This is a genomic window from Thiocapsa sp. C2-2m, from assembly GCF_041903745.1.
Taxonomy (GTDB): domain Bacteria; phylum Pseudomonadota; class Gammaproteobacteria; order Chromatiales; family Chromatiaceae; genus Thiocapsa; species Thiocapsa roseilacustris.
Window position 1 is genome coordinate 104145 of record NZ_JBBWVD010000019.1, and the last position, 12365, is coordinate 116509.

The 12365-nt window shown below is 63.2% G+C and carries 11 protein-coding genes; 7 read left to right on the forward strand and 4 right to left on the reverse strand.

Annotated features, from left to right (window positions below):
- Positions 1–2: 2 nt before the first annotated feature.
- Positions 3–1064 carry a GGDEF domain-containing protein gene (locus AADX97_RS16120; protein WP_374231761.1) on the reverse strand — a complete coding sequence of 354 codons (1062 nt, stop codon included), beginning with the start codon at positions 1062–1064 and terminating at the stop codon, positions 3–5.
- Between the two features lie 339 nt (positions 1065–1403).
- On the opposite strand from AADX97_RS16120, the gene AADX97_RS16125 reads away from it, so the two are divergent.
- The gene (locus AADX97_RS16125) at positions 1404–1565 is read left to right on the forward strand and encodes a hypothetical protein (RefSeq protein ID WP_374231762.1); all 162 of its coding nucleotides are present in this window, start codon (positions 1404–1406) and stop codon (positions 1563–1565) included.
- Between the two features lie 191 nt (positions 1566–1756).
- Here AADX97_RS16125 and AADX97_RS16130 read toward each other — a convergent pair whose 3' ends face one another.
- Complete coding sequence (locus tag AADX97_RS16130; protein WP_374231763.1) at positions 1757–3367, reverse strand: helix-turn-helix domain-containing protein; 1611 nt, start codon at positions 3365–3367, stop codon at positions 1757–1759.
- Between AADX97_RS16130 and AADX97_RS16135 the strand changes: the two genes are divergently transcribed.
- Both AADX97_RS16135 and AADX97_RS16140 read left to right on the forward strand, forming a co-directional pair.
- Complete coding sequence (locus AADX97_RS16135; protein WP_374231764.1) at positions 3366–3629, forward strand: hypothetical protein; 264 nt, start codon at positions 3366–3368, stop codon at positions 3627–3629. The genes AADX97_RS16130 and AADX97_RS16135 overlap by 2 nt on opposite strands.
- 77 nt (positions 3630–3706) lie before the next feature.
- On the forward strand, positions 3707–4174 hold the full coding sequence (locus AADX97_RS16140; RefSeq protein WP_374231765.1) for a PH domain-containing protein: 468 nt from the start codon (positions 3707–3709) through the stop codon (positions 4172–4174).
- Between the two features lie 147 nt (positions 4175–4321).
- Here AADX97_RS16140 and AADX97_RS16145 read toward each other — a convergent pair whose 3' ends face one another.
- On the reverse strand, positions 4322–5818 hold the full coding sequence (locus AADX97_RS16145) for a leucyl aminopeptidase (RefSeq protein ID WP_374231766.1): 1497 nt from the start codon (positions 5816–5818) through the stop codon (positions 4322–4324).
- 253 nt (positions 5819–6071) lie between these two features.
- Here AADX97_RS16145 and lptG point away from each other — a divergent pair, with 253 nt between their 5' ends.
- Positions 6072–7136 carry an LPS export ABC transporter permease LptG gene (gene lptG / locus AADX97_RS16150; protein ID WP_374231784.1) on the forward strand — a complete coding sequence of 355 codons (1065 nt, stop codon included), beginning with the start codon at positions 6072–6074 and terminating at the stop codon, positions 7134–7136.
- A 12-nt stretch (positions 7137–7148) separates the two neighbouring features.
- Here the strand turns inward: lptG and AADX97_RS16155 are convergent, their stop codons facing one another.
- Positions 7149–7613: an RDD family protein gene (locus AADX97_RS16155; protein WP_374231767.1), complete on the reverse strand. Its 465-nt coding sequence runs from the start codon at positions 7611–7613 to the stop codon at positions 7149–7151.
- 201 nt (positions 7614–7814) lie between these two features.
- Between AADX97_RS16155 and AADX97_RS16160 the strand changes: the two genes are divergently transcribed.
- From AADX97_RS16160 to AADX97_RS16170, 3 genes are all read left to right on the forward strand, one after another.
- Positions 7815–10415, forward strand: a complete 2601-nt coding sequence (locus tag AADX97_RS16160; RefSeq protein WP_374231769.1) for an ATP-binding protein — start codon at positions 7815–7817, stop codon at positions 10413–10415.
- Complete coding sequence (fixJ, locus tag AADX97_RS16165; protein ID WP_374231770.1) at positions 10412–11038, forward strand: response regulator FixJ; 627 nt, start codon at positions 10412–10414, stop codon at positions 11036–11038. The genes AADX97_RS16160 and fixJ overlap by 4 nt, the downstream gene beginning before the upstream one ends.
- Positions 11039–11165: 127 nt before the next feature.
- The gene (locus tag AADX97_RS16170) at positions 11166–12149 is read left to right on the forward strand and encodes an aldolase catalytic domain-containing protein (RefSeq protein ID WP_374231771.1); all 984 of its coding nucleotides are present in this window, start codon (positions 11166–11168) and stop codon (positions 12147–12149) included.
- Positions 12150–12365 lie beyond the last annotated feature (216 nt).

Consider the following 12365-nt stretch of genomic DNA (forward strand, 5'->3'; position numbering starts at 1 on the left):
GCCTAATTGCCGGAGATCTCGCTGAAGGCGAAGACACGGTTGCGTCCGGCGCGCTTGCTGGCATAGAGCGCCTCGTCAGCGCGGACCATGAGGTCGTCGACCTCGGTGGCCATGCTCGGATAGGTCGCATAGCCGATGCTGACCGTCGTGGTCACCGCGTCCCTCCCGGTGTCGATCAGGGTGCTGGCGACCATCGTGCGAATCCGCTCGCCGGCCTCCCGCGCCGCTTGCTCCGTCGTATCGGGCATCAGCAGGATGAACTCGTCGCCGCCGTAGCGTGCGACTAAGTCCGCGCTGCGGATGCTTCGGCGGATCCCGTCGGCCACGGCACGGATGACCTGGTTGCCGACGCCGTGCCCGTAGCGGTCGTTGACCTCCTTGAGGTTGTCCGCGTCGACCATCATGAGACCGAACGGGCGGTCACGCATCACGGCTGACTCTTTGTGCCGGTCGAGTGCCACCGAGAAGGCACGCATGTTCGGCAGTCCGGTGAGCTCGTCGGTCTCCGAGAGGCGTTGCACGAAGAGACGCGAAAAGCTCATGTCGGAGGCGATCAGGGAGGTGACATACGCGACCAAGGCGACTGGCGCAAACAGCAGCATCAGACCGCTGAAGGTCGAATAGGTGAAGAGATCTGTCCCCGCGACGGTGTATCCGGCGAAGAGATAGAAGCTGGCGATGAGGGCCACCTCGAGGAGCGTGATCAGCTTGCCGAGCGTGAGGGCGCTGAAGACGATGACCAGGAGGAAAAGGCTGATCAGCGGGCTGTCGACCTTGCCCGTGTGCCAGACCACGAAGGCGGTGAAGGCCAGCATGGCCCAAGTCTCGATCGTAAGCTTCCAGCGCGCCGGCAGGGTGAAAAGGTTCAGGTAACGAAAGCCCAAGATGAAGACGGCGAAGATCGTGATCGCGGCAACGATCCCCAGGGTCTGCTCGACGGGCTCGTCCGGGAGCACCAGATAGACCAGCACGAGCACCAGCAACAGCCATTCGATTTCCGCCAGGGTTCGATTGAACCCCCGCAGCTCGATGGGGTCAGGCAAGGCGGCATCCCTCTTCTTCATGTCTGAAGGCCCCGGCGACGGCACGTTTGGCTCGTGATGGTTGCGATGGTTGCGCGGTCTCTATTCTAAGCCGATCCGGACCGGGCCTTCTCGAATGTGCGGCACATTGCGTTCGACCGGTCTCGACTGCTCGGGTCCGAGCGCGCATGTTCGGCGCGGCCGGAGGGGAGCGCGCTGATTTCCCTGAAAACTCGATTGTCATTCCGCGTCGCGGCACGCTTGCCCGAGACTTGTGCTTGGCTCGGCTGCCCCTAGATTACCAGCGTCGGGTGAAGCGAGCCGATCGCTCGCCGAACCCATCGTCCCGACCCAACCCAAATCGATCGAGGATCTATGCCGATGTCCATGCGACTCTCCGCTCTCGCCACCGCTGCTCTCCTGGGTGCCATGCTGGTTGCCGGCTCCTTCATGACCGCCCATGCGGGTGAAGGCTGTACCAAGGACAAGAACAAGGACAGCGGAACCGCAACCGCCTTCCCGACCGTCATCCAGCAGCTCTAGACTGCGTCCGGTGCAATGAAAGCCGGTCGAGGTGCGATGACTCCCTCGCCTCGATCGGCGACGTCGCCGAGACGCAGTCTCGAAATTTTTATCTTCAAAGTTATTGAACCGCGTCGCTCCAACCGCTTAAAGTGAGTCCGACCACGACACAAGCTCCACCCCGCGCATATCCTGCCAAAACACGGTTCAAGCTAGAACCGACTCCGGATGTACTTGAGTGCCCGACTGATCGACAGCTCAATGTTTGAGGGACCGTTACGGATGACGAACAACTCGCGATTCTTATCGTCGTGCAAAAAGGTCGGCGTGTCCGCACGCTCGCACTCGACCGCTCCTACGCGACGACCCTGCAGATCGTAGAGATCGAAGCGCACGAACCGCGCATACTCGGCCCCGATATGGTGGTTCAGCAGGTTCTTGAAGTGCAGTCTGCATTTGTCTTCGTTCTCGAACTTGTCGGCCCCCAAGCCCAGCACGGTTCCGTCGTCCGACACGCCGAGCAACAGGATCCCGCCTTCCGAATTCAGAAAGGCTGCGACGGCCTTGAGCCAAGCCATCTCGATCTCACGTCCCGTCACCTTACTGTGCAGGTTCATGCGCATGGTGGACTTAAACTCCAGATGCGTACCTTCTCCCGAGGCGATCAGCTCGCGCAGATCATCCTCGGCGCAACGCCGGTCGATGCTGAGCTTGGGCATTTCGCGCAGTTGGCGGTGATATTTGCGCACCACGAGCGTCGTCATGACGAGGCTCGCGACCAGGATGCCGAGCACGGTGAGGGCGACGATATGCCACCGGCTCCGGAGGATCGCGAGGGTCTCGGAGACAGGCAGCACCACGCCCGCCCAACCGCCCGAGAGGTCGTCGGTCAGTGGTCTGAAGCCGCCCCACCACTGAACCCCCGAGCTGGTGAAACGGATCAGGCCCTGTGACGGTCGATCCGCCAGGTTCCAGGCCGACACGGCATCGAATGCCAGGGGGCCGCCGGGTGTCAGATGGGCCGAGAAGAACCCGCTGGACTGCTCCGGATCCGGTGATCTCGCGTTGTCCTCGGGAACATAGACGCCGCCGGCGCCGCTGAAGAGAAAACCGCGTCCTTCGGCAGCGACGGCGTGTCGCTCGATGCTCTCCACGATCGTCTGGATGGTGACGTCCAGCGCGGTCACCCGAAGCTGCCCTGACTGCATCCAACCCAAGGATGCCGTGAGTCCGGGGACCTGGGTCGATTCAAAAACATAGGGTCGCGTCCAGAGCAGGGTGCCGGGTCGGTCGGCCGCCGCGCTGAACCAGGGGCGCGTGAGCGGGTTGTGCTCGCTCGCCTCGTCGCGCGACTCCTGCGGACGCAGCTCGGCGTCCCAGCGGGTGATTCGAACCGGCTGTCCCGTTCCGGAGTCGCGCACGCGACTGAGCCAGCCGTCGCCGTCGCGGCGCAGAAAGTACTCGGCGCCGTCGCCCATGGCATCGATCGCGCCTGCGATCTGGCCCATGTGCGCGAGGATCGGGGTCAGGCGTTGATTCAAGGCCCCCTCGTCGGCCGGGGTCAGACCAGCGGCGGCGAGACCGTCGCGAATGATCAGGAGCTGCTGCTCGACCGGCACCAAGAGACCGCGAACCTCGTCGCGAACCAATGCGGTTGCGGCCTCGATGCGGCTTTCGGCCAGATCCTCCTTAATGAGGTTGATCAGGAGGATATTGATGGCGACCAATAGGCCGACGGTCAGGAGCACCAGCAGCACGAGGTCGCGCAGGAGCCGCGAGCGGACTGGACCCGAGGAGGTCCGCAACAAGGAAAATGGCGTCATGGGCAGGCTTAGAAGCGGCTCAAAATTAAGTAAAGCAACTCGACGAGAGAAGGTCTTTGCCACGGTTATCGTTGTCGTTGTCGTAATCGAGAACAACAACGACAACGACAACGACAACGACTACGACGATTCGGTGCTCGACCTATTTCCGACACGTGACGTCTTTTCCCGAGAGGTGGTAAGGCGTTTGGAATCCGGCGACATGCAATCACGCGAAATATCCCTGTCCTGTGGTTATAGTAACCCCGGCCGCACGGGGTGATCTCGTCCTCAGGTCGTGCGGAACACGGCGACGCGACATGTCGACCGATCCTCCAGGCAAAGAGACAGGAGATGCCGATGTCCGAGATTCACTACGACGCTCATCCCTCGATGTTGCGAATTCGTCCTTTTTCGACCCCATTGATGATCATCCTGTTGTTGGCGGGGATCCTGTTCGCCGTGATGGGTCCTGCATTGATCCCGGTTCCACTGCCCGAGCCGCTCGATGAGCAGATCGTCAAGATCTCGGGGCTCGTCGTCGCCGGACTCGCCGTGCTGCAACTGTGCGTCTGGTGGTTGGCCACCCGCTCCGACCATCTCGTCATCCGCGACGACGAGCTGGTCTGGACCCACGGTCTCCTCAGCAAGAGCTACACCGAGATCAAGCTCTCCTCGGTCCGCACGGTGCGACTCCATCAAAGCCTCCTGCAACGCATCCTGAACGCCGGCGACATCAAGATCTACACCTCCGGCGACGATCCTGAGCTCATCGTCCGCGGCCTGCCGAACCCGAATCGACTGCGCGAGCTCATTAAGCGCAACTGAACCGCGTTCGGGGCTCATGTGCGGTTTGGGGCCGGTTTCAGGCGGTGAGGTCACCAGCGACGTCGTCCCTGACGCGGTTCAGAATAAAAAATGAAAATTCTGAACGCCGTCTCCCGTGCCGGTGGTCGATCCACTAACCACTAACCACTAACCACTAACGCGCCGGAGCAGGACCTGGGTCAGCAAGGCGACCGGTCGTCCGGTCGCGCCCTTCTCCTTGCCGCTCAGCCAGGCGGTGCCGGCAATGTCCAGGTGTGCCCAGCGGTAGGCCTTGGTGTAGCGGGCGAGGAAGCAGGCGGCGGTGACGGCGCCTGCTTCGCGACCGCCGACGTTGGCCATGTCTGCGAAGTTGGTGTCGAGCTGCTGCTGATAGTCGTCCCACAAGGGCATCCGCCAGGCGCGATCGGCGGCGGCTTGGCCGGCCGCGATGATCTCTTCGGCGAGATGATCGTCGGCGGTGAAGAGGCCGGATGCGTGCTTGCCCAGGGCGATGACGCAGGCGCCGGTCAGGGTGGCCAGATCGATCACCAGCTCCGGGTCGAAGCGCTCGCTGTAGGTGAGGGCATCGCAGAGGATGAGTCGGCCTTCGGCGTCCGTGTTGAGGATCTCGATGGTCTGGCCGGACATGCTGGTCACGATGTCGCCGGGTTTGTTGGCATCGCCGTCGGGCATGTTCTCGGACGAGGGCACGACGCCGACCAGGTTGATCGGCAAGCCCAGCTCGCAAACCGCAAGCATGGTCCCGAAGACACCCGCGCCGCCGCACATGTCGTATTTCATCTCGTCCATGTCGGGGGCCGGTTTGATGGAGATGCCGCCGGTGTCGAAGGTGAGGCCCTTGCCGACCAGCGCGATCGGCTTGGCGTCGGCCTCCCCGCCGCGGTAGTGCATGACGATGAGCTTGGCCGGCTGGCGACTCCCGCGCGAGACTGATAGAAGGGCGCCCATCTTCAGCTCCTCCATGTCGGCCTCTTCGAGGATCTCGGTCTCCAGCCGCTCGTAGCGCTCGCCGAGCTCCAGGGCCTTCTCGGCGAGATAGGTCGGTGTGCAGATGTTGCCGGGGAGGTTCCCAAGCTCCTTGGACAGGGCCATGCCGGCCGCGATGGCGCTGCCGTGTCGGATCGCCTGCTCGGCGCTCTGCGCAACGGCCTTCTCGGAGAGCCAGACGTCGAGCCGCTTCAGCGGTGTCTTGGGTGCCTGTTTGTCGTCTTTTTTGGTCAGGGTGTAGCGGTAGGTCTTATCCTCGGCGGTGATGACGAGGTCGCGCACGGCCGCATAGAGGTCGAGCCCGTCCGGACCGAGCTCGGGCAAGGTGCAGAGCGCGGCACCCGCATGGGTCTGCTGGAGTGCCGCCACGGCGCCGACCAAGGCCTTGCGATAGTTGTCGCGCCCGAATTCCTTGTGTTTGCCGCATCCGACCACGAGGACCCGCTCGCTTGCCAGACCGGGCAGGTCGTACAGCATGAGGGTGCCACCGACGCGACCGTCCATGTCGCCCTTTTTCAACAGCTCGGACAGGCGCCCGCCGGTGGCGAGATCGAGCGTGGCGGAGGGTCCGGCGAGCTTGCGCCCCTCGAAGATCCCGATCAGGATACAGGGCGTCTTGAGTTGAGCGATCTCGCCGGTCTTGATTCTGAATTCCATCGTCGGACTCCTGTTGGAGGGCCTGGGTGAGAGCGGGTTCGTGCCGGTCGGGCGCGGCGCGGCGCGCTGCCGATGGTCAACCGCCTACGGATCTGGTGCTTTTGATGTCGAATGACGAGTCTACCGGAAGAAACTGTTCGGTCGAAGCCCGCACGCTCGAGGCGCTCGGGCGTGATGCGTCCTCTGCGCATCGCCGAGGCGATTTCCTCGCGTGGGCAAGCGCCGCCCGGGTCGCGGGTTCGGGTCGGACCTCATGATCATCCTCGAACGCTATCTCGCGGGCGCGGTCATCGGGGGCACGCTGCTCACGCTTGCGGTCCTGTTGCCGCTCCTCGGCTTTTTTATCCTCGCCGACGAGATCGACGCCGTCGGGGTCGATGGTTACGGCTTGGCGGATGCGTTGGTGTTCGTCGCGTTGAGCCTGCCGCGCTATGCCTATCAGGTCTTCCCTATCGCGACCCTCATCGGCGCCTTGATCGGCCTCGGGGCCTTGGCGAGCCGCTCGGAGCTGGTGGCGATGCGGGCCGCCGGCTTCTCGGTGGCGCGGATCATTCGGGCCGGTCTGCTCGGCGGTCTGCTGCTGGCGGTGCTTGCGGTGGTCGTCGGGGAGGTCGTCGCGCCGGTTGCGGAGCAGCGTGGCCTCGAGCTGCGTCGCCAAGCGCTCTCGGGCGACGTCACCCAGCAGACGCCTTACGGTTTTTGGGCGATCGACGGTCGTGCCTATGTCAACATCCGCGAGATCGCCTCGCCGACGCGTCTGCGCGACATCTTTATCTACCAGGTGGACGCGGATGCAGGCTCCCTGGTCGCAACCCACGCGGCCGGTGCGCGCTACAGCGAGGCCGGTTGGGTGCTGGAAGACATCGCGCGCAGCCGCGTGACCGCGGCCGGGGTCGAAGTGGAGCGCACGGAGCGGGCCGCATGGAGCTCGATGCTGGATCCGGGGCTGCTCAAGGTGGTGGTCGTGGATCCGCAGGTGCTCCCGGTTTGGGGACTCTACAAGTACATCCGCTTCATGACGCTCAACAAGCAGGATGCCGGACCCTACGAGGTGGTCTTCTGGGGCAAGGTGCTGCACCCGATCCTGACGCTTTCGATGATCTTCGTGGCGATTCCGATCATCCTCGGATCGGCACGCACCACGGGACTAGGTCCGCGCATCTTCATCGGCGTCTTGGTCGGTATCCTCTATTATCTGGTTAGCCGGACCTTTGCATTCGTCGCGCTGCTGTTCGGGTTGAACCCGCTGGTCGCGGCGATCATGCCGCCGCTGTTGTTCATCACCGGGGCCTTGTTCATGCTGCGTCGGGTGGGCTAGTGGAGCAGTGCATCAGGGGGTCTTCCCGGATCGCAGCAGCATGACCAGCCGAGTCTGCGATTGGCGGTCGTGCCAGGCCAGACCGTCACGATCGATCAGGCTCCACCAGAGGCCGAGTCCGGCCGGCAAGAGGCTCAACGCGGCCCAGCCGAAGCGCTTGAGTGCATCGCCTGTGTTCAGGTTCTCGCCGTCGTCGCGGATGACGCGAAACCGCCATGCGCGCATACCCAGGGTCTGACCGCCGTGGGTCCAGAAATAGACGTAGAAGGCGCAGATGACGATCGCCAAGTAGACCTGCATCAGGGCCAGATGAACCGGATGCTCGTTCGGCGAGGCGCCCGTGAGGCTGGTGTAGGGGATCACGACCAGCAGGACGGCGAACATCAGAACGCCGAGCAAGAGTACGCTGTCATAGAGCAGGGCCCCGATACGGCGCAGCAGCGAAGGGGTCTTGGCAAGGCTGATATCGAGGTCCATGGTGTCCTTAAACCGCGCCCGGCGCGGTATGCGATGTTTTTGGATGGGATCGGCCCCGGCAGACTTGACGAGCGATGGAGCCGGCGCGGTTTATGATGCGTTGATTCGTTCTTCACTTAAACCGCGTCAGTCAGGCGCCTGTTCTTATCCGCGAGGGCGGCCCCTGCTTAACGTCGGTTTTGATACTCCGGACGCGGTTTAATGCGGTTCTCCGTAAAATCCATCCTGTTCGTCCTGTTGCGGCGCGTACCCATGCCCGTGATCGCGATCCTGGTCGGCCTTGCCGTGGGACTTGCGGTGTGGGGGCTTCTGGATCAGGTACAGAGCCGTCAGGTCGACAAGATCTTCGAGCAGGAGCTCCAGGCGCAGCTCGATCAGCGTGCACGCGAGAGCCTGATTCGCTTCGACCGTTATCTCTCCAATTATGGGGCGACCACGCGCCTGCTCGCCAACCATCGGCGCCTTTCCGAATATCTCGAGCCGCTGTTCTGGTTCGAGGACGACACTGCCGTTCCTGTCGTCTATAAGGAGTTTCGTCCGCATTGGCTCCCGGATTTCTTCGAGCGCGAGGCACTCAGTGCTCCGAGTCATGTGCTGCTGACCGACCCGCAGGGTCGGGTTCGAGAGGTCTTTCAATCCGGCAACGATCCGTTGCCCGAGGAGATCTCCGCCCGGATCCCGACGCGCTTGCTCAATGTGCGTGACGTGCGCTCGGTCATCGAGCGATTCGACGATAAACTCTACTTGCTCGGCAGCGATGCTGTCGAGGATGCCGGCGGTTATGCGATGGGACATCTGGTGGTTCTGGTGCCCGTGGACGACGCCTTTCTGGCCTCGTCCCAGCGCGGCGTCTATGTCGGGCGCGCCGCGGTGGCCTTGGTGGACGGGGCCGACCAGCGAATCGTCGCGAGCGTCGACTCCGAGATGCTGACACCCGGAAGTCTGCTCTCGGACTGGTCCGGGAGCTACCTGGTCACCTCCCAGTCCATGGCGGAGTACGAGGGTTCGGACTCGAACGTCTTGTTTGCGACCTTTGTCCCGCATGCCGCGGTCGAGAAGATGTCGCGGCATGTCCGCATCTTCGAGCGCCGGCAGCGCGGGATCGCCGCCGCGGTCTACATACTGGTGTTCACCGCGGTCATCTATCTGGTGTCGTCGCGGCTGAACGCGGTGCTGAAACGCATGACGCGCTTCTCGCAGCGTGCGCTCGGTATTCCGGAGCCCGGGTTTCATCGTGGCGGCAATCAATTGCTATTGCTCGAAGAATGGATCCAGCATTTCACGCAACTGGTGCTCAAGGCGCGCGAAGAGATGAGCATCAAGCATCAGGCGGAGATGCGCGAGAGCGAGGCGCTCAAGGCGGCCGTCATGGAGGCGTCGCTGGATGCGATCGTGACGCTCGATCACGGCGGTCGGATCATCGAGCTCAATCCGTCGGCGGAGCGCATGTTGGGGCTCGATCGCGGCGAGGCCGCGGGGACCGTCTTTGCCGAACGTTTTCTGCCCGAGATCGCACGCCCCGCCTTTCAGCGGCTCCTCGACCGCTCGCGCCACCTGCACCGCGAGCCGCAGGGTCGCGGCGAGCTGGTGGCGCTGCGCTCGGATGGCTCGGAGATCCCGGTGGAGATCTCGATCGTGCCGATCGACCTGGAGTCCGAGCGCTTCTACACGCTCTACATCCACGATATTACGGCGCGCAAGCAGGCCGAGCGCGAGATCAAGAGCCTTGCGCGGTTCGCCAGCGAGAGTCCGAACCCAATCCTGCGGGTGACGGGCGACGGCCTGATCGTGTATGCCAATCGAGCCAGTCGCCCCTTGCTGCAGGCTTGGGGTGCGGACCCGGGAGAGTGTCTGCCGGAGGATTGGCGCGATGAGATCGCCGTGGCGCTCGACAGTGGCGAGCCCCAAGAGCGGGAGCAGGAGATCGCGGGCCAAGTCTATTCGCTGCTGTTCGCACCCATCCGGGATCTCGGCTATCTCAACATCTATGCCCGCGACATCACCGCGGTGCGCCGCGCCGAGCAGGAGGCTCGCCAACATCAGGCCGAGCTGGTGCATGTGTGCCGACTCAGCACCATGGGCGAGATGGCCACCGGCATGGCGCATGAGCTCAACCAGCCGCTCTCCGCGATCGTCAACTATGCCAACGGTTGCAGTCGCCGCCTGCAGAACGCCTCGTCGAAGACCGAGGACTTGGTCGGCGCCATGGGTCAGATCACGGTGCAGGCGCAACGTGCAAGCGAGATTATTCGTCGCCTGCGCGCACTGGTCGGCAAGCAGCCGCCAATCCGCACCGATGCCGATCTCAATCATCTGGTGCGAGAGGTATGCTCCTTCGTCGAGTTCGAAACCACGCGGATGGCGCTGCAGATCGAGCTGGATCCCGGCGCGCATCCGATTCCCGTCAATGTCGACCTGGTACAGATCGAGCAGGTGCTGTTGAACCTGGTTCGGAACGCGATCGATGCTCTGCAGGAGTCGCCCGAGGAGCGTCGCCGTCTCTGTATCCGGACCCTGGTGGCGGGGGATCAGGCCATTGTGGAGGTCGAGGATACCGGCCCCGGCATTACTGCAGAACGCATCCTGCACCTCTTCCATCCCTTCTTTACGACCAAGGAGGGCGGCATGGGCATGGGTTTGGCGATCAGCCAGACCATCGTGGAGAATCACGACGGCCGCATCTGGGCCGAATCCGAGCCCGGAACGGGCTCGACCTTTTACGTCTCGCTGCCGCTCGCGCAGGCCGACACGCCCGACGCGGCGGACGCTGGTAAATCCGAGCTCCTGGAGAGCCTGACATGACCACCGACGCAACCGTCTTCGTCGTCGACGACGACCAAGCCATGCGAAACTCGCTGCAGTGGCTGATCGAATCCACCGGCATGTCGGTCCAGACCTACGAGTCGGCCGACGTCTTTCTCGCGAGCTACTATCCGGGGCGTGCGGGCTGTCTTCTGCTCGATGTTCGGATGCCCGGGATGAGCGGTTTGGAGCTGCAGAGTCACCTCGCGCGCGAGGGTTATCGTCTGCCTGTCATCCTGATCACCGGACACGGCGATGTTTCGATGGCGGTCAAGGCGATGAAGGCGGGGGCGGTCGACTTCATCGAAAAGCCGTTTCACGACGAAGACCTGCTGCGCAGCATTCGGCGCGCGCTCGACTACGACCAGAGACACCGTGCCGACCAGGCGGCACGGGCCGATATCGCGACGAGGCTCGCCGAGCTGACGCCGCGCGAGCATGAGGTCATGGCGATGGTCACCGACGGCAAGTCGAACAAGGACATTGCCGCCGCGCTCGGCGTGAGCGCCAAGACGGTCGAGGCCCACCGCGCCCGTGTCATGGAGAAAATGCGGGCTGACTCGCTTGCCGAGTTGGTGCGGATGGCCCTGATTGCCTCGGCGGAGGGCCCGGCGACACGCTGAATGCCGCGTTGGGCCGGGAGTGAGTCAGGGGTCGGGGCCGGCTTTGAGCCCGTCGAAGCCGGGTTTGCTCAGAAGTCGTCGGGGCCTCAAAATGGTGGATCTTCAATGATTCGCCGGAGCATGTTTGATGTCCGAAAAGGCCCCCTGGATTACCTTCCGACCCGAGCTTAAGGTGCTCGATTGCACCGTTCGCGATGGGGGGCTCGTCAATGCCCACCGGTTCGACGACGCCTTCGTCGCCGCCATCTATTCCGCCTGCGTCGAGGCCGGCATCGACTACATGGAAATCGGCTACAAGAACTCGCCGCGCGTTTTCCCGAAGGACACGTTCGGTGCTTGGCGTCACTGCGACGAGACGGATCTGCGTCGGGTGGTCGGCGATCACGATGCCGAGACGACCGGACTCAAGCTCGCAGCGATGGCCGATGCGGGCAAGAGCGACTGGCAGACCCAGCTCATCCCCGCGAGCGAGAGTGTGCTCTCGATGATTCGCGTCGCCTTCTACGCCCATCAGGTGTCCGAGGCGGTCGATATGATCCGACATGCCACCGAGCTCGGCTACGAGACAACCGCGAACCTGATGGCGGTCTCCAACATCACCGAGACCGAGATCGATACCGTTCTCGAGGCCATCGCCGAGACGCCGGCCAGCACCATGGTGATCGTCGACAGCTTCGGATATCTCTACCGCGAGCAGATCGACCGTCTCTACCGCAAATACGCAGCAGCGCTCGAAGGGACCGGCAAGGAGATCGGCATCCACGCCCACAACAATCTCCAACTGGCCTTCGCCAACACCATCGAGGCCATCATCCTGGGTTGTAATCGGGTCGATGCGACGATCTTCGGCTTCGGCCGCGGCGCCGGGAACTGCCACACCGAGCTGCTGCTCGGTTTTCTCCGCAATCCGAAATTCAACGTACGCCCCATCATCGAGGTCATCCAGAACCGGATGCTGCCGCTGCGCAAGGAGTTGGATTGGGGGCCGTCGGTCCCCTACAACATCACCGGTCAGCTCAATCAGCACCCGCGCTCCGCGATCGAGTGGCGCGAAGGCGCGACGCCGGATGACTATCTGGCGTTTTACGATAAGGTTGTTTCGGAGATTTGATGGTTTGGGGGGGAAGGGTTCAGGGTTCGGGGTTCGGGGTTCAGGGTTCAGGGTTCAGGGTTCAGGGTTCAGGGTTCAGGGTTCAGGGTTCAGGGGGGCAGGACTGGCGAGGGCGTCGACCCTCTCGAATGACCTTCGTCATCTTAATGATCTTTATAGACCACTGAACCCCCTTGGCACCAAACTCCAAATCCGACCCCGGACCCCGGACCCCGG